Source organism: Ignavibacteriales bacterium (assembly GCA_016709155.1).
Classification (GTDB): domain Bacteria; phylum Bacteroidota; class Ignavibacteria; order Ignavibacteriales; family Ignavibacteriaceae; genus JADJEI01.
The window spans coordinates 161,673-180,001 of sequence record JADJEI010000001.1 but is presented as its reverse complement, the minus strand read 5'-3'; the positions used below and the strand labels follow the sequence as shown (position 1 = coordinate 180,001).

The window sequence follows — 18,329 nt, the reverse complement described above, 5'->3', positions numbered from 1 at the left end:
GCCGCCAAGTCACAAAAACACTAAGAAATCACAAAGTGCGTAACATCAGTTAGTAATAAAAAGTATAGAAGCAGGTTACTAAAAAATATTTTTAGCAATAATTTCAACTATCCGATCGGATGTTTTTCCGTCCCACAATTCTGGAATATTACCCTTTTTCTTTCTGCCGTGAATAATATCCATCACAACCTTTTCAGCTTCATCAAAGTCATCGCCTACTAAATGATTTGTACCAACTTCAATGGTTACCGGTCTTTCAGTTGAGCTCCGAACAGTTACGCACTGAATACCGAGGAATGTGCTTTCTTCCTGAATTCCGCCGCTGTCAGTTAACACCACCTCAGCATTTCGTGTGAGCCATAAAAAATCAATATAACCGATTGGATCAGTGAGAATTATTTTTTCATTCAATTTGCTGTCAAGCTGATTCTTCTCGAGATTTTTCATTGTGCGTGGATGGATGGGGAAAACAATATCGCGTTTTTCCGAAAGGGAATTCAACATTCTTACCAGCAGGGAAAGCTGTTCATCAGAATCAACATTACTCGGTCTGTGCATCGTAACAAGTATGTATTCATTAGGAAGAAGATTTAATTTCTTTAATATCTGAGATTCTTCCGCTTTTGTAAGATGATGAAGCAAGCTGTCTATCATAACATTACCGACAAAGAAAACCTTTTCATCTGACACCCCCTCATTTTTCAGGTTACTCAACCCTGAAGGTTCGGATACAAAAAGAAAGTCTGCTATCGAGTCCGTTAACAGTCTGTTAATTTCTTCAGGCATTTGTCTGTCAAAACTTCTTAATCCTGCTTCAACATGGGCAACCGGTATATTTAACTTCGAAGCAGTTAAGCTGCACGCAATCGTTGAATTCACATCACCAACTACTATCACTAAAGCAGGCTGCTGCTGAATAAGAATTTTTTCAAACTCAATCATTATTTTTCCAGTTTGTTCAGCATGACTGCCGCTTCCAATTCCAAGATAAAAATCGGGCTGCGGAAGTTCAAGTTCTTCAAAAAATATCTTTGACATTTTTTCATCATAATGCTGACCTGTATGACAAATCCTATGATCAATCATTAATGAGGAGACAGATTGTTGTTTGTTATATTTTTCAAATGCGCGATGGAGAGGTGCAACTTTCATAAAATTAGGACGGGCACCAACAACAGAGATGATTTTTTTCAATTTAGATTCCCTTTGATTTTCTTCAGTACAAAAATACTAAAGATTGCCTAATGAAATTTCCTGAACAATAAACTTTCAGACGAAATAAAATAAAAAAGGCGTCCTAATTGGACGCCTTCTAAAATTAAATATAACTTTTATTTTTTTCTGGATAGCAGCGCTTCTTCATAAGATCTAAAAAATCCTACTCGTACACGATACCAGATACCTTCTAATTCAGGCAGCCTTGCTTCTGTAATGAAAGCTTTTAAACCCTCGCCAATCAGTCTATTTTTTTCTGCTTCAGCTTTTGCTCTTGTCCGCCATGATGATACTTGATAACAGTAGAGATAACCATCAGTAAAAATCATCTCGCCGACATTTTTTTCGGCTGCACTATTATATGTGTGGTCTTCATTTATTTTAGAATTTTCAATATCATCGCTGCCTATCATCTCAATGGTGACTCTGCGGTTCATTGCGCGTCCGGACTCAGTACTGTTATCGGCTATTGGATAGTCTGAGCCGAAGCCAAAAGTCTCAAATCTTGATTCCGAAATGCCTGCATTTACGAAATAATTTTTTATCTCATTGGCTCTATTCAAAGATAACTTTTTATTGTTTTTATATGAGCCTGTATTATCAGTATATCCTTCAATTCGCCATCTGCTGTCCGGGAATTCGTTCATAACCGGGATCAACTTTTCTAATTCTTGTATCGAAGCAAGAGGTAAATGAGATTGCCCCGATTCAAAATTAGTTGCGCCGGACAGAATTATTTTTGTCGGCAAAGTTGGTATCTCGCTGATTTGAGCGACAAGTTCACATCCGTTTTTATCCACTTCGACACCGGCAGCGGTATTTGCACATTTATCTTTATAGTCAGGTACCCCGTCGCCATCAGTGTCAATCGGACAGCCGCGTTTATCAACCTTAACTTTCAGCGGAGTGTCTCTGCATAAATCTAAGTAGTCAGGAATACCGTCACTGTCAGTATCTAACGGGCAGCCATTTTCATCCACAGGGACATTTAGAGGTGAGCCTTGACATAAATCCATATAATCCGGAACACCATCCTTATCAACATCAACAGGGCATCCAAACTGATCAACCTGAATTCCCTCCGGTGTGTGAGGACATAAATCATGCTCATCTTCTATTCCATCGGCATCAGAATCTTGCGTACCGCCGATGAATAAAGTAAATCCAAGTAACCCGGTAAAGAAAACATCATCATCTGTTCCATTAGTTAGTGAATTATCAAGATCGTCTAAATTGTCATTGCCTGCGTAGTTTAATCCCAGTGCAAAATTAATAGATGCTTCATCCGAGATTTTGAATCGCACACCTGATTCCCCGACGATCAGTTTTTCATTTCGGCTGTACTTATTTACGCTGTTAAAAGGCATGTTATCTCCATTCTGATCTTTCGGATTAAAATAAAGATATGAAATACCTGCGAAAACATAAGGATAAATAGATTCATCAGCCTGAAGATTATAGGAAAGACCGGCTCCGACAAATAGTAAATCTGTACGGAACTCAGTAATTAATGGATAATTACCCGTTGCACCACCCTTGCCCGCAATATACCCGCCTCCGCCATATATTCGTAAACCGAATATTCCCATATTTGTAGTGGGGAAAAAGTATTCAACATTTGCCCTGCCAAGGAAATCAATTTTATTGTTGTTGAAATCCGTCAAAGCAAGCGTTCCGCCAAGTTCACCCGTTACTCCTACACTACCGGAGAATGGATGGTATTTTAAACTGTACTGTGCAAAACCAGTACTTACAAACATTATTACAAAAACTGAAACAATAAAGTTTCTCATAACACCCTCTAATATTTTTTTATATGACACTATAAAAACCTTATAGATAAAGGTTAGATTAATTCAACTACTGTAATTTATAAAATATATTTGAGAAAAACCTAAAGCCCATAATAAATTTGTAAAAAAAAATTTTCCTTTTCTCCAATTAAATAGGAAGGTGTCCTTCCAGTTTGATCATCACTAACTTGAGAATGATGGTAATCAAGCTTAAAAATTAAATCATGTAAATATTCGTAAGAGGCAGTAAAGCCAACATTTATATCCTTTCTAAGAGGAGAATAAAGAAACTCCAGATTTAATGGCGCCTCATAAGCATAATAGATATCAAGCAGTCCTCCTTTGCGAACTCTTTCAGCAAATGCGCTGACACTTAGACCGCGTATAATTTTATAATTAAGCTGCAGTCTTAACTGATCTGAGTTTTGACCAAGCCAGTGACCCAAATAATAATTCAAATGTTTATAGTTTGTTGTCTCATCTTTATGTTCATATACCCAGGGGCTTATATGAGTCCATTCAAATAATATATCAAGATTAGGTATTAATAAATCAACCTTTTCGCCGCCAAGACTAAAGCCAAACCATGTATTATAAAATTCACCGTCGAGTATATTTCTTATCTCTGTCACATCAATAAAAACAGTTGAATAAAAATGATAACTTTCGGGATACTTCACCGAAAAATCAAAATACATTTGCCCGTTGCCGTCTTCAATATCTCCGCGTCCTGTATTGTGATCCAGAAATTTAAAAAACATAAATGGAATGAAAAACTCCGGGCGCAAGTCGCCGCTGTAAACAATTGAATTCCCGAGTGAAATATCCATCCAATCATTCGGCGAAATAGTCAGCATATTAGCGGCGATATATTTATTGATGTAGTTTTGCCTCAGCCGTGGGAATTCACTTAAAGGATACGTGTAATAAAACCGGGAAGAATCTAATACTAAAGAGTTTAACCACCCATGTATGTAGCTAAATCTCAGCCAATCAACGGGTTTTATGGAAAAGTCTATTCTCGGAAATGAGGGTGCTTTATCCGATAAAATAAGCTGCCCGAATTTGCCATGCCCCCATTGAAAGTAATCTTTAATCAATGATACAGTACCCCAATCCCAGTTTAATGAAATACTTCCGATTACATCCGAATACTCTATGCCATTGGGAGCAGCTTTATACCATGCTCCGCGTATTGGTGTGAATTCCTTCTGAACATCAACATTATCGCCGTATTCTCCTTTATCTCTCAAACTTAATGATGCACCGAACCAGCTCTGATAGGAAGAATAAACCGAGGCACCCCACCAGCGCGAATGACCACTATTACTACCCGATAGCTGAGAGCCCGTATCCTGCAATCGGCGATACCGAAAAAGAAAACAGACTATCGGAATGATTAAATAAAAACCACCTGGTTTCATCATCTGTTAAGTTTAATTCATTACCATACTCAGCCATGTACCAATCAAGCTCTTTTTCCTCAAGCTCATTCAGATATTCTCTTTTGTGATCCAGCAGGGATAGTTTTTCTGCAATATATTTTCTGTGAAATGGTTTTACTTCATCATCAATCGAGATTATTTTTTTAATGGAAAGTCTCCCGATAAAATCATACACACTATTTTCCAGGGGAGTGTAAACTACCTGCCCCAAAGAAATAATATTGGCTGAAATAAAAAATATGATTATTAAAAAGACGGTTATTCTTGATTCAGTATGTGTCATAAATCTTTGTGTTAAATTGTTAATCATTTTAGCTGAGTAATTAAATAGAGACCTCTTCCGACATTGCAGTATTAATCAATTCAGCGGAAATAGGATTCCATCGCCAAAAGAATTGCACGTGCCGCAATGTCTTCATGATTCTCTAAAAAATTTGTATAATTAAATTACTTAAATTTGGCTAAGTAAATGCTAATCACATTATGAATTTTCAAAATTACTTATTAAAAATAAAATCTTCATTCTTACACTCAGTATTAATGATTTCTTTTCTTTCCTTTCTGATGTTAGGAACGATTTCTAATTATACTGTCTCATCTTTTGTGATTAAATCTTCTGCAATCATTTTTATTTTTTTCTTAATTGCGATTAAAGAAAGACACTCTGAAGTAAAATTTTGGTTCAGGATTAAACAATTTGATTTAAGCAAAGTACTACTGATTATTTCCTGCTTAATTGCACTTCCGGCATTGACTTTATTTTATTCAGCTAATCCGCAATTCGGAATGCTTAAAATATTTAATTTGATTTTAAGTACTGTTTTCCCTTCACTTATTTTGATCTATTTCCTCACCGATCCGATTCAATTACAATTAAAATTTATAAGCATAATCGTTTTGGCGGGTGCAGTTATTTCAGTTGGAACTATCCTGATAGTTAATCCGTTCTATTATGATCAGGTTTATGATTTGATGACTTTCCACTGGAGTCATGTTTTCTTCGGCAGGTTTCTAGGATTAGCCTTTCTCACTTCACTGATTTTCACAATTGACTACAGCAAAGGCAAGGGTAAATTACTCTTCTATTTCATCACACTTTTTATAGCATTTGGCTTAATTGTTACCGGGCTGAGATCTGCAATAAGTGGAGTTGTCGTTTCATCATTCATGCTGATAACTGCGGGGATATTTTCAAAACAATTAAACTATCAAAAAGTGCTGCTCATAATTTCAATCCTGTTTGCGGGTGTACTGCTCTTTTTTATCGCATCCAATTGGCAGGGGAATATTAAAACAAGAGTAAATAATCTGGTCGAAACCTTTCAGCTAAAAAGTTCTGAGGATGAAGCTATTCAATCAAGAATAGAGGGCTATGATTTAGCATTGGATCGCATTGCGGAATCACCAATAATAGGTGTTGGTTTTGGCGGATACAAAAGTGTGTATAATGATAATAAGATAGGGTGGATAATCTCATATCCGCATAATATTTTTCTTGAGGCATTTGTTGAATTAGGTATGGGCGGCTTGCTGCTTGTCGTACTTTTAATATTATTTATTTTAAAAAAATCTTACACCGTTTCTTATAAATTATTTGCGTTGATATTCTTTTCTCTCTGGCTTGCACAGTTTTCTAAAGATATACCAAGTCAAACAACATTATGGGTGGGAATAGCTTTTATTGCTATTTATAAAAATAAAGATTACTGATGCCATCACCTCAAGAATGACAAATAGTTAGGTATTCATTTTCCCGACACCAGGATGCTCAAAGTTCATCACTCCCAAAAGGATGGCATTGCCAAAAGGTGCACGAAGAATTTTTTCTCTTTGTGTTACTTCGTGGAATCCTTCGCGATACTTCGTGGTTAATTCTTCCCCATCACCAGGATGCCCAAAGTTCGCATCAGTTATTTGCTGTGTTTTGCTTTAAAAACTATATTCTTAAATGCTCTGAAGAAATAAATAATATCAGTCTTGATTGGTGATTGATCATACATATCAAAATACTTGCTCTCAGATCTTTCAATAGCGTCTATAGTTTCCGGCATATCCGAATAAAATGGGGGTATCAAGCCCGGTTTATATTTTAATCGGCGTGTCTGATGTTCGGGTGAATAGAGACTTAAATAGTGCCGGCTGATAGGGCGCACTCCAAAAAGTTTGATATCACCTCTGATCAGATTATATAACATCGGAAGTTCATCTACCCATACCTTGCGTAAAAGCGATCCTAACTTTGTAATTCGAAAATCATCTTTGAACTTACCTCCGATCTCAAGATTATTAATTTCGTAAATAAACTCCTGCAGGTATTCAGAATAGGGATGCATAGTTCTTATCTTATAAACAAAAATCTCCCTGCCGTCTTTTCCCTGCCGCCTGGTTTTAAAGATTAAACTGTAGGATGGGTTCTTTTCTGAAATCGGTTCCCTAAATTTTTTTACTGCGAAATAAATTAAGTTGTCAATTTCTTTTAGCCCGACAATTTCAAATCCGCAATAGTACAATCGCCCGAAAGCTTCAGTCAATGATAATGCTCTGTTCCTTCCTTTTGTAAAAGCAAAAAGTATTTTCCTTATAATTGGAATTTTGGGAATAACCCTGTACCAGATAAAATCAAAAAAATAAAACAAGTGCGCCGTAAGGAAGGGGTATTTCTTGATAAATCTCAGGTATCTGTTCCGTACTGGCTCCACCGAGCCGATATAAATTCCGCCGTCAACGAGTCTTTTGTTTAGCCCGGCGAAATAAGAATTAATCAATCTAAAATCATTTATTTCCCGCAGGTTGATAAAAAGTTCAAGGTTCTGATCCGGCAAGGATAGAATATTAAACATATCTGCCGACCTTATTACAATACTGTTCCTGAGATCAAAAGTTGTGAGGTCTAATTTTTTATCAATAAACGAAAAAACAGAATCATAGCCCCGCAGGTAATTATTTTGTAATCTCTGTATCAATTTATCATCTGATATGGATTGTGGGTTAAGAGAATATTTTCCATTCGAGTGAATTTGTTTAGGCTGCTCAATCTCTTTCATTTCAAACGCAGTAAGAAAACGGTTTATCACACTGTCAACTTTTGGATTCATTTTATCTGCAAATAAGTATAGCGTTAATACCAGCGAGAGCAGTGAATAAAAAAACACCGACCATAAATACAGCACTCTGTATTCATCCGAAAACCTTAACAGAAATACTATAGCTGATACAGCAGCGATTATTAAAATAAAATTTTTCACCTGTACGCTAATGCATGACCACACATTACGTTCCTCAACCAGTCTGAATTGGTGTGATGTAAATGAAGAAACAAACCAGCCAAGATAAATCGCCAGTGTCATTAGTAAATTATTCTCGGTTAGATTCTCTATCCCGAACTTGTAAAAATTAAAGATTGCCAGTACAATTGTCAGAATTGAAAAATCGAGAATAATAAAATTTGTATTTATTTTTTTCTTCTTCGGCTTAAACTCAATCTGTTTATCTAATGAATGGATAAACTCTATCACAACTTCTATGGAGAGGGCTGCCATAAAAGCCGCCGCAAGAGTCACCCGTGAAGTGCTTATCTGAGTGAAGAAAGTAAGTATTATAGAGCTTAACCCGAAAGCGATGATGAATGAAATCCATATTTTATTAAGGCGGGAGTATAAACTTCGTGAAGCCCTGTTTCTGAATGAACCTGCTGCTAATCCGCCTGCTGCCCAGGAGATTAAATACACTGCCAGTACTATTGCTGCGTTATTATCTAATAGGAAGACTCTGGTTCTGATGTAATGAATTAACAGGAATGCAGCAATATAAATAAAAAAACTGACCGACATCCATTTAATGGATACGCTCAGTGGAAGCTCTTTCTTTAACTCTATTTCTTGTTCGTTTATAATCTTTCAGCCCGAAATTTATTAGTAAATATTTTTCCTTCCTTAATTTAATAAAAAAAAGAAAGGATATAAAATACCTGCAATTCATTTTGGCAGCCGGTTCACTGATTAGTTCAAGATCATTTATCAAACTGAAATGATAGTATGCCTCTGATACTGATTCTCCCAATCCCTGTTCGGCTTCAATCATAAAATATTTAATCGTTTAAATCCTGATCCGGCAGCCTTAACGCCTCCACCTCAGGATAAATATTCATTAATGGCTTTAGCTGCTTTTCGTCCAGCACCCATTGCAAGAATTACAGTTGCTCCGCCTGTAACTATATCTCCGCCTGCGAACACACCTTTTTTAGAAGTTGTCATCGTATCTTCATTCACGGAAATAGTTCCGCGATTATTGAATAGAATGTCCGGAGTAGTTTTTTGAATGGTTGGGTTGGAACCATTACCAATTGCAATAACAGCCATATCAATATCGAGAGTATATTCTGAATTTATTAACGGTACAGGTCTCCTCCTCCCCGAAGCATCAGGCTCTCCAAGTTCCATTTTCATTAGCTCTACCCCTTTAAGCCAGCCATTTTCATCACCAATGAACCTAACAGGATTTGAAAGATAAATAAATTCTATGCCTTCTCCTTTTGCGTGATGAATTTCTTCCTTTCGTGCGGGCATCTCAACATCAGATCTGCGGTAAATTATGTAAGCACTTTTTGCCCCCAGCCTTTTTGAAGTCCTTACCGCATCCATTGCCGTATTCCCCCCGCCGAACACTGCGACATTTTTCTCCTTGACATTAAAAACAGGAGTATCATACTCCGGAAATTTATACGCCTTCATCAAATTTACCCGTGTAAGAAATTCATTTGCTGAATAAACTCCATTCAGATTTTCACCTTCAATATTCATAAAGTAGGGCAGCCCTGCACCAACAGCAATGAATACAGCATCATATCCATTCTGCATCAATTCATCTATCGTATCGGTGAAGCCAATAACTGCATTTGTTTTAAATTCCACACCCATGTTTTTCAATGCTTCTATTTCGGCTTTTACAATTTCTTTCGGCAGCCTGAATTCCGGTATTCCATAAATTAAAACTCCGCCGGGTTCGTGCAGCGCTTCGAATACTGTTACATCGTGACCCATCTGAATTAAATCACCTGCACAGCTAAGCCCTGCCGGACCACTGCCAATTACCGCCGCCTTCTTACCGCTTTTCGGTGTAAGGGCAGCAGTTCTTAATCCCGCGTGTTCTCTCTCATAATCTGCAGCAAACCTCTCGAGCCTGCCAATTCCAATAGGCTCACCTTTTTTACCAACAACACATTGTGCCTCGCATTGTTCTTCCTGTGGACATACCCTGCCGCAAACAGCAGGCAGCATATTATCCTCTTTAATCTTTGCTGCCGCACCAAGGTAATCTCCATCCGATACAAGTTTAATAAATTCATTAATCTTTACACCCACCGGGCAGCCATCAATGCAGACAGGTTTGGGGCATTGCAAACATCTCTGTGCTTCTAATCTTGCAAGTTCCTCTGTAAAACCCAGATTAACTTCTTTGAAATTTGATACTCGTTTTTTACTGTCCTGTTCAGGCATCTGCTGACGCGGAATCTTCATTCTATCTTTTTTGCTTAGTTCGTTCATAGTAATATGTGTTTCTTTAATTCAATCTAAAATTTAATTATTAACATTTTATACCTGCGGCACTTTGTTTGAACAATGTGTTCTCCGTAGAACTATTCTGAATATTATTTATTTGAGACTTCTGAAAAATTCAGCTTGTCATTCCCGTGCAAACGGGAATCCATTTGTTTTGTTTTAGATTCCTGCTTCCGCAGGAATGACCGGCAACCAGTAAATAATTTTTCAGAAGTCTCTACTGGTTTCTCCAATCTTCATTTCCCCCAACCCTTGTTTAAATGCTCTTTCATTATGGCATTCAAAATTGTGCATTGATATCTGCTCATCATTTTTGTAAGTCCGGTTCCTTCTTTCAAGCGTAGCAAAATCAACTAAGTGTGCATCAAACTCAGGACCGTCAACACAAACAAAAACTGTCTTATTGTCCACCACAGCCCTGCATCCGCCGCACATACCTGTTCCATCAACCATAATTGGATTCAGGCTTACCACAGTTTTAATACCGTAAGGGCGGGTGGTTTCTGCCACTGCCTTCATCATAGGGATTGGACCGATTGCCAGTACGAAATCAATTTTTCTTCCGGAGTCTATCAAAGCCTTTAGCTTTTGAGTAACAAATCCATGAAAGCCGTAACTCCCGTCGTCTGTTGTCGGATAAACTTCGTCGCATATTTTACTTAATTCGTCTTCAAGAATAACAAATTCTTTGCTTCTGCCTCCGACTATTGCAATGGTATAATTGCCTGCTTCTTTTAACGCTGCGGCGGTCGGATAGGCAATCGCAGTTCCCACCCCTCCGCCTATGCTTACAGCAGTTCCAAAATTTTCTATGTGTGAAGGCTTCCCGAGCGGACCAACTACATCCAGTATAAAATCACCGCTGTTAAGTGCATTCAATTCTTTTGTTGTCTTTCCTATTCCCTGTACAATAAGCGTGATTGTACCATCCTCCTTATTTGAATCTGCTATTGTAAGCGGGATTCTTTCGCCGCCGTCTTTAAGTCTTATTATAACAAACTGCCCGGCTTTTCGCTTTAATGAAATCTTTGGTGCTTCTATTGTAAATCGCTTTACGTTTGGTGCTATAAATTCTGCGTTTATAATTTTATTCATTTTGTTTCTTGATTTAATTTTAATTTTTTAAGTAGAAACTGTTTCGGATAGGTGAAGTTTTTTAAGCAGGGGAGCGGCAGTATAATGGAATAGTATTTTGAGAAGCAGATCACGTATTTCAATTTTCCCCTTGTTCTTCAGATCTTTCTAAAAATAATTTTTATAAAATAGTATAAATCTATAATGCTAAATTATGAAAAAAATCATAAGCACTAAAACTATCAATTATAAAAAATGGAGTTTGCTGTTATTGCAGGAAAAAATTACCTATAGAAGCACAAATTATCAAAAAGGGACTTCTGAAAAATAGACTTAGATTTGAATGTCATTCCCGCCCCGATTGCATCGGGATAAACATCAGCAGGAATCTTCTCATAATCAATAGATGCCTGTTTACACGGGAATAACGAATTGAATTTTTTAGAAGTCTCTTAGTAGAAATACTACCCACTCCCTGTATCTGTGAAATGATTTTCGAATCTTTTCTAAGTCCTTTTTCTGATAAACATCCCCTGTATAAGAAATAAGATTTTTGTGATCAATAAGTGTCTTTAGATTATTAAACGCTTTATTATCAACCCTGACTTTAGGTATAATATCCTCAAGTAATTGTATCACTTGATAATGATTTTCGCCGCTGCTTTTTTTACCTGATAATTTGATTGTTATCGCATCTGAGTATGCAATGGCAGAATGTATATACAAAACTCCCGCAGCATTAAAGTATTCAAATTCAAATGCTAAATCTGCAGCCTCTTTAAAATTATCAGCAACTTTAATAAAATTTTTATATTTGACTGAGTCATAAACTTTGGATGATACCCGTTTAACCATTCAATAATTCCTTGATCAATTTTCCTGCAATTATTTTCCCTTCTTTAATAATACTATTGACGGGCGGTCTCTCTTGCTTGCCAAGCTGTCTGAACTTTGCAGCCGAAACATAAATAGGCGCTAAAGTTATATTAAATAAAATATATAACTCTGAGCGCAGTTTGGAAACTATTTCCTCAATTACTTTTAATTTGCCGGCATAAACAATACATAAATCAAAATCACTCGCCGGTGTTTCATTACCTCTGGCTGTACTTCCAAATTGGATAAGACTAACTGTGTAAGGTTTCAATTTTGTTCTTATCAGTTTTAGAATCTGCATGCTATAGTCGTTTTCAGCATTAAATATTTTTTCAACCAGCTCTTTAACAAGGTATTTTTCTCTGTCTATTGTAAATAAGTGTTCCCGTTTCCCCTCTGCTATTTTAACTATGCCGGTTTTACTAAGGTTGGTTAATGATACCTGTACAGCCCTTACTGATAATCCTGTTAACCTGGATACTTCTCTGCCGGAGATTCCAATATTCCTTTCATTTAACACCCGCAGTACAGTAATGTGGCTTGGTGCACTAAAAACAAATTCTAATATCTTATTTGTTACCATATTAAACTACTTTCTGTCTGACTACTATTATAGTCAAATGACTACAATTGTAATCGAAAAATAATACATCTTTAGGATTATTCAAATAGAAAGGACGAATAGAACATAAAGGATATTTATTTGTTTTGTCAGGCTGAGCGGAGCCAAAGTGCGAAGCAGCATTGTTGAATGGTTGGATTGTTGAATTGCTAAATCGCTGCATTGCCATCGAAGGGAACTGTCACCCTGAGTGGCATTGCCATCGAAGTATCATCGTTTAATTGCTGCATTGTTAAATTGTCATCCTGAGCTTGTCGAAGGATCTGTGTTCTATTTTGACTTTTTACTTTTATTGGAAGTTCTACTGCCATCCCGCCACCTCTGCTGCTTCATACATTATTGCGGGACTTTTGTCATCACCAAAATTTTTTTTTCCCTCAAGCCGGGCCTTTTAATCTTTTATCTTAATTAATCTTTTCCTTTATGTCCTGCCATCCCGCCGCCTCTGCTGCTTCATATATTATTGCGGGACTTTTGTCTTCACCAAAACTTTTATCTTTTTCCCCTTCGATAGACTCAGGGCAGGCTTTTAATCTTTTATCTTGAATTAACAATTTCTTTACCCTCTTATCAAATTCAGCATATAAATAATGATTCTATTTATTTCTCAATTGACATACCCTATTATCATAATCTGAATATGACCCGATCCATAACCAAACGATATCATTGTTATTTAATAAACCGATAGCTCGATAATGCTTTGTAATGCTAATTGAGAAAACAGGGTGGGTTGAGTGTACTCTTTCAAAGTAAAGGCCGGGGTGATAAGGGTTAGTGAGGAATAATTTATAGTTGACTTTAAAAACCAATAAATGATCAGCGGAAATCTGTGTTTATCAGAACCTGCCGCTATGCTGTTCTATTTAGTAAAAATATAGTTTTTAGATGGTTTATAAATTTATTAAAGGTCTTTTTATCTGCACAACCTAGAACTGCTTATCAGCAATGAAAAGAATTACAAAATGTAAGTCACAATAAATCAATGGAATTGTACTGCAATTCATTTTGCATCTAAAAATTCTTCAACAGTAATTCCACTTTTCCTGATAAGTCCCCTCAACAATCCTGGAGCTAATTCTTTATGATTTGGTATTGATAACGTAGGTTTTGAATTATGATATAATATCATATGACTGCCGGATTGATGATTTAAAACATATCCAAATCTTTCGAATATTTTAACGACTTCTTTACCTGAAAAATTAGAGAAAATGCCCACTAAACCAACACCTCTCCCAAAAATATTTCGCATTCCTCATCCCGACTTTCGGTATTAAATCTACCATGCTCCTTTTCCACTTCCAACCAGCCTTTTATTGCATCCCTAATATTATTCAAAGCTTCGTCTAATGTTTTACCCTGGCTCATGCAACCGGTAAGTTCCGGAACATCAACTACATAACCCTCATACTCCTTATCATAAGTCATAATAACTTTAAATTTCATTTTTATTTACTCCTTAAAATGATAATAAAATTAAGCATTTTTGTTCTAATATCGAAATAACAATAGTAATTCCATATCTGTCCAAAATAATTATTTTGAAAAAATATTGAATGATTTTGCCTAATTCTAAATACCCTGGTTTACTAATTGAACTATGGAACCGTTGAAACGGTTAATCACAATTTGATTTACATTCTCAACGGAATTTCACAAGGGGATGGCAAGCCAAATCCCGTTGAGAACTTAAAAAATATTTAACTGCCAACCGTTTTAACGGTTTGCTCTTCTGTATAATCAACTTGCCTTATGGGGAATAGGGATTGTTTTTATTTATATACAATTCCTTCTCAATACAATTTAATTTTAATTTATTTTAACTGATATTAAAATTATTTCGGACAGCAGTGCTGCCGCTGTTATGTTCGTCTAATCTTTGCTTTAAGTTTGTTGTATACCCGACATAGAAATTACTATCTAACTTACTTTTTAAAACATACGTAATATAGTTTGTTTTCATATTTGACGGGGTGAATAATTAGCACCTGAAGATGTTGAGCTTTTGCCAACTGATATCGAATAATATTGAACTCTGGTGTTTTGGGTAACTGCGGTAATAATTTTAACAATTCAGGGGGTTGAATAGAATCGTTTTTATTTCGCTTGCTTTTAATGAAAATAATTACAGAATTCGCAATATTTTCTTGCAGGCTTATTCCACCCCCCAGGACAGCAAAACTAAAAAGTCTATCATTTAAATCATCTTTTTTCATACTTCCTCCAACTTTTATTGGAAGTGTAAACGACATCCCGCCACCTCAGCTGCTTGATATATTATTGCGGGACTTTTATCCTGTACTAAACTTTATGGCTTGCCATCCCCATGGGAATCTTTTATCTTGAATTAATCTTTTTCCCCTTCGATAGACTCAGGGCAGGCTTTTAATCTTTTATCTTTTATCAAACTTTTATCTTTGTTCCCCCGTGAAATAATTAAATCAATAAATGCAAAAGCCTGAATTATTAATCAAATTATTTTACCGCAATCTTACAGAGAGTATTTCACGGGGTGAACTTTATGGACAGCCATCCCCTTGGGATACTTTTTAGCTCGCCATCCCTTCGGGAATCTTTTTTCTTACTAAATCTAACTCCTCATAATGATACCCTATCTCGTGCCTATCTCTACAATCTCTCTTATTATCTTTTCTTCAAAACTTTCCTGGACAATTCTAAAAAAATACGTACCGAATATTCCTAATTTATTTTCAAGTTTTGTCAGTGTTAATGCATACTCTGGCAATAAATCTACATCGTGTCTTAAGATGCTTAGCGAATGGGGCTTAGCGCTCAGCGTCCTGTCACCCTTTGAGAAGCAGTTTGCCCGGATTCATCGGGATAGTCGAAGGGTCCCTGCGTTCCGCTGTTTGCCCTTCGCGCTTGCCGCTCTGTTGTAACGTAGTGGAAATCCCGATCCATCGGGAAGCTCTGCCCTCTGACTTCTCATCCATTGAAGATTAAACATTTAACAATGAAAATTTATCAGCTTGGTAATCACGAAATGGTATAAAAGTATAACCTTTTACCAAAAGTCTTTCTAAAAGTAAACCATATTTTTTTATTGTAAAATCACGCATTAAATTTCTTAAATAATTTTATTATCAACACCGTTAATCTGATCAATATAATCGGTCAATTTATCCAATAAATAGAAAGGGAGGTTTAATAAGAAATACTCTTTACCTTCAGATGTGCGTTCCTTCTGAATACTCAAATTACCGGAATAAATCCTTACCCCGATTTTTATACCCTCGCCGGATTCGTTTAAATTAATAAACTGTTGTAAAGATTTTAACTTACCAGCTGCGCCTGATTTCACTTCTAAAGGTATAACATTCCCTTTATGTACAAAAAGGTAATCTAATTCTGCATCCGCCTGTTTTTTATCACGGACCCAGAAAACAAGATTACTATCAGGATAAATTTCTTTTGTCATCAATTCCTGTCCAACAATATGCTCCGCAATCCTGCCTTTATATAAATCACTTAATTCCTTTGCCTGGTATATTTCTTTTTCAATTCCGCTTATAAAATTTACAAGCCCGGTATCAAGCAATAATAATTTGGGTGTTCGATTAATATTTGGAATTATGGGCAGCATTGTACTTGTCGCTGGATAGACCATTTTCAGTAACATAGTTTTTTCAAGTATCCTGAAACATTCACCTACCTCTCGCGATCTGTAATCTGAATTACCGAACCTGTTAAATTTTATTCTCTCGCCGGCAAAGTAAAACGCCTTATCAATTATGTGCCTTATTATTTTATTAACTGTATCATTCCTTGCATATTTTTCTACATCAGTTTTATAAGAAAGCACAAGGTTTTTTATTATGTCTTTAACTTTTACCAGATCACCATCTTCTGCAAAATTTTTTAATACCTCCGGCATACCGCCAATCAGCGCATACTTTCTAAACAATGTGATCAGTTTATCTGCTGCATAAGCAGGAAACGGAATTGTATCTATTGCCTTTATTGCTTGCTCTTCTCCCATAGCCGTTAAATATTCACGAAATGAAAATGGTCTTAAAGCAAAAAATTCTACTCTTCCTACCGGATAGCTTAATTCTTTGTCTATTATTGTCTCCAATAACGACCCCGCTGTTATTACTGCAATATCTTTTTGATTTTCATAAAAGTATCTAAGATACTTTATTGTCTGGGGTGAGTTTTGTATTTCATCTATAAAAAGTAAGGTGTCTTTTTCAGATTTATTCGCATTTTTTAAGAAGTATAATGCATCAATTACTTCTTCAAAATTTTTTTTATTTTCAAAAATTGATCTATCCTCAGCTAATTCTAAGTTTAACGATATAAATTGCTTAAAATTCTTTGCAAACATTTCTACAAGTGTAGTTTTACCTACCTGTCTCGCTCCTCTTATTACTAATGGTTTACGATCAGATTTTAATTTCCATTCGCTTAAAAATTTTAATGCCGTTCTATTAAATTTCATTTTTTGTCAATTTTTTATGTATTGTTCTATTTATGGAGTAATAATAGAATAATATTGTAATAAAGTCAACTATAACGTGATGATTATTTGTATCAAAGTAAGGGTATTATATCGAGCAAATTTTGCTGTAATCAAACAATTAGCCTGCCGCTTATCAAAACGCACAGGGGAGAGGCTTACTGCTAAGCGTTGTGTCACCCTGCCTGTCCCCTCTGGGAAGCTTTGCGAAGGATCTGTATGTCACCCTGTTTTGTCATACTGAGTGGCATTGCCATCGAAGTATCACGTTTCACTTCTACCGTCTCCCGTTTCCCGTCTCACCTTTGACATTTTACTTCCCACCCTTGTCATTAGAGGTGCTATCTCGATAGTTCTAAAACAATGGTACACTGATTTAAATGATGAAACCCCATAGGGGCAGGCTGATTTAAACTGATCTGTGCGAATATCAGTCGAATCCGCTTAATCCGCGTGCTATTGAAGTAGTTAGCAGCAGAAACATCTCACGTTTCTCGTCTCACCTTTGCCGTCTCACAATTACCTTTTTAACCACATTCTTTTAGCGCAAGATTAAAGATTCCCAAAGGGATGCAGAGCCAAAAAGTACAAAGAAAAAAGTACAAAGTAAAAAGTAAAAAGTTAAGATGATTTATTTGTTTTAGTTACAATAGCTCCCAGAATCTTTTTTAATTGTTCCGATTCATCTATTAAAATAGAGAGCTCTTGCCCACACTTAACTGCATCCATAGTTGCTTTAATTATTCTAAGCTGCACCCTGTGTAATAAAACTCTATACTGGTGAATGAAAAACTAGAAAGAGTACACTTGCTTGGCCATTGACTATTAGCTTAATATTACACCGGGCAAGTAATTAGACTCACGCATCTCTCTAAGAGAAATTCTAACTTTATTATTAAAATCAGCTTTTGATGAACCGGCTTGAGCCTCTTCATAATTAGCACCGCTAGATGTTGCGGATTTCGAGAGTTGGTATCTTATTACGCCAAATTCTGGTGTTTTAGAAAGCTTTGGTAAAAACTTTAATACTTCAGGGGGTTGAATAGAATTGCTTTTATTTCGCTTGCTTTTAATGAAAATAATTATACAATCCGCAATATTCTCTTGCTGTCTTATTCCACCCCCCAGGACAGCAAAACTAAAAAGTCTATCATTTAAATCATCTTTTTTCATATTTCTCCAACTTTAATTGGAAGTTCTACTAACATCCCGCTTCCCTCGCTTTCTATATTATTGCGGGACTTTTGTCTTGATTAAAAATCG

At 36.1% G+C, this 18,329-nt stretch carries 20 protein-coding genes; 1 reads left to right on the top strand and 19 read right to left on the bottom strand.

From position 1 onward, the window contains the following. Positions 1-78: 78 nt before the first annotated feature. The 4 genes from wecB to IPH11_00980 all read right to left on the bottom strand — a co-directional run bounded on the left by wecB (position 79) and on the right by IPH11_00980 (position 4,763). A complete protein-coding gene (gene wecB / locus IPH11_00995; GenBank protein MBK6912312.1) occupies positions 79-1,194 on the bottom strand; it encodes a UDP-N-acetylglucosamine 2-epimerase (non-hydrolyzing) in 1,116 nt (371 codons plus the stop codon). Positions 1,195-1,331: 137 nt separating this feature from the next. Continuing rightward, positions 1,332-3,008, bottom strand: a complete 1,677-nt coding sequence (locus IPH11_00990; protein ID MBK6912311.1) for an OmpA family protein — start codon at positions 3,006-3,008, stop codon at positions 1,332-1,334. Positions 3,009-3,109: 101 nt separating this feature from the next. After that, positions 3,110-4,369: a hypothetical protein gene (locus tag IPH11_00985; GenBank protein MBK6912310.1), complete on the bottom strand. Its 1,260-nt coding sequence runs from the start codon at positions 4,367-4,369 to the stop codon at positions 3,110-3,112. Next, on the bottom strand, positions 4,338-4,763 hold the full coding sequence (locus tag IPH11_00980) for a hypothetical protein (protein MBK6912309.1): 426 nt from the start codon (positions 4,761-4,763) through the stop codon (positions 4,338-4,340). Before IPH11_00980 ends, IPH11_00985 begins: the two co-directional genes overlap by 32 nt. Before the next feature lie 230 nt (positions 4,764-4,993). Here IPH11_00980 and IPH11_00975 point away from each other — a divergent pair, with 230 nt between their 5' ends. Next, positions 4,994-6,163 (top strand): O-antigen ligase family protein, encoded by a 1,170-nt coding sequence (locus tag IPH11_00975; GenBank protein MBK6912308.1) that lies wholly within the window; start codon positions 4,994-4,996, stop codon positions 6,161-6,163. Positions 6,164-6,363: 200 nt separating this feature from the next. Here IPH11_00975 and IPH11_00970 read toward each other — a convergent pair whose 3' ends face one another. From IPH11_00970 to IPH11_00900, 15 genes are all read right to left on the bottom strand, one after another. Further along, entirely contained in the window at positions 6,364-8,283 is a 1,920-nt protein-coding gene (locus IPH11_00970; GenBank protein ID MBK6912307.1) for a sugar transferase, read from the bottom strand. Between the two features lie 4 nt (positions 8,284-8,287). Further along, a complete protein-coding gene (locus IPH11_00965) occupies positions 8,288-8,533 on the bottom strand; it encodes a hypothetical protein (protein MBK6912306.1) in 246 nt (81 codons plus the stop codon). A gap of 50 nt (positions 8,534-8,583) precedes the next feature. Continuing rightward, positions 8,584-9,996 carry an NADPH-dependent glutamate synthase gene (gene gltA, locus IPH11_00960; GenBank protein ID MBK6912305.1) on the bottom strand — a complete coding sequence of 471 codons (1,413 nt, stop codon included), beginning with the start codon at positions 9,994-9,996 and terminating at the stop codon, positions 8,584-8,586. Between the two features lie 222 nt (positions 9,997-10,218). Further along, on the bottom strand, positions 10,219-11,106 hold the full coding sequence (locus IPH11_00955) for a sulfide/dihydroorotate dehydrogenase-like FAD/NAD-binding protein (protein MBK6912304.1): 888 nt from the start codon (positions 11,104-11,106) through the stop codon (positions 10,219-10,221). 420 nt (positions 11,107-11,526) lie between these two features. Beyond that, the gene (locus tag IPH11_00950; protein ID MBK6912303.1) at positions 11,527-11,940 is read right to left on the bottom strand and encodes a hypothetical protein; all 414 of its coding nucleotides are present in this window, start codon (positions 11,938-11,940) and stop codon (positions 11,527-11,529) included. Beyond that, on the bottom strand, positions 11,933-12,544 hold the full coding sequence (locus IPH11_00945; GenBank protein MBK6912302.1) for a nucleotidyltransferase domain-containing protein: 612 nt from the start codon (positions 12,542-12,544) through the stop codon (positions 11,933-11,935). Before IPH11_00945 ends, IPH11_00950 begins: the two co-directional genes overlap by 8 nt. A gap of 1 nt (position 12,545) precedes the next feature. Beyond that, on the bottom strand, positions 12,546-12,752 hold the full coding sequence (locus tag IPH11_00940; protein ID MBK6912301.1) for a hypothetical protein: 207 nt from the start codon (positions 12,750-12,752) through the stop codon (positions 12,546-12,548). Continuing rightward, a complete protein-coding gene (locus IPH11_00935; protein ID MBK6912300.1) occupies positions 12,733-12,894 on the bottom strand; it encodes a hypothetical protein in 162 nt (53 codons plus the stop codon). The genes IPH11_00940 and IPH11_00935 overlap by 20 nt, the downstream gene beginning before the upstream one ends. A 93-nt stretch (positions 12,895-12,987) precedes the next feature. Then, positions 12,988-13,137: a hypothetical protein gene (locus tag IPH11_00930; protein ID MBK6912299.1), complete on the bottom strand. Its 150-nt coding sequence runs from the start codon at positions 13,135-13,137 to the stop codon at positions 12,988-12,990. Positions 13,138-13,586: 449 nt separating this feature from the next. Then, entirely contained in the window at positions 13,587-13,838 is a 252-nt protein-coding gene (locus IPH11_00925) for a type II toxin-antitoxin system HicA family toxin (GenBank protein MBK6912298.1), read from the bottom strand. Then, positions 13,805-14,032, bottom strand: a complete 228-nt coding sequence (locus tag IPH11_00920; GenBank protein MBK6912297.1) for a type II toxin-antitoxin system HicB family antitoxin — start codon at positions 14,030-14,032, stop codon at positions 13,805-13,807. Before IPH11_00920 ends, IPH11_00925 begins: the two co-directional genes overlap by 34 nt. Before the next feature lie 373 nt (positions 14,033-14,405). Further along, positions 14,406-14,549, bottom strand: coding sequence for a GIY-YIG nuclease family protein (locus IPH11_00915; protein ID MBK6912296.1), 144 nt, complete (start codon positions 14,547-14,549; stop codon positions 14,406-14,408). Continuing rightward, positions 14,512-14,802, bottom strand: coding sequence for a hypothetical protein (locus tag IPH11_00910; GenBank protein ID MBK6912295.1), 291 nt, complete (start codon positions 14,800-14,802; stop codon positions 14,512-14,514). Before IPH11_00910 ends, IPH11_00915 begins: the two co-directional genes overlap by 38 nt. 872 nt (positions 14,803-15,674) lie before the next feature. Further along, positions 15,675-17,048 (bottom strand): ATP-binding protein, encoded by a 1,374-nt coding sequence (locus IPH11_00905; GenBank protein MBK6912294.1) that lies wholly within the window; start codon positions 17,046-17,048, stop codon positions 15,675-15,677. 843 nt (positions 17,049-17,891) lie between these two features. Beyond that, entirely contained in the window at positions 17,892-18,239 is a 348-nt protein-coding gene (locus IPH11_00900) for a four helix bundle protein (GenBank protein ID MBK6912293.1), read from the bottom strand. Positions 18,240-18,329 lie beyond the last annotated feature (90 nt).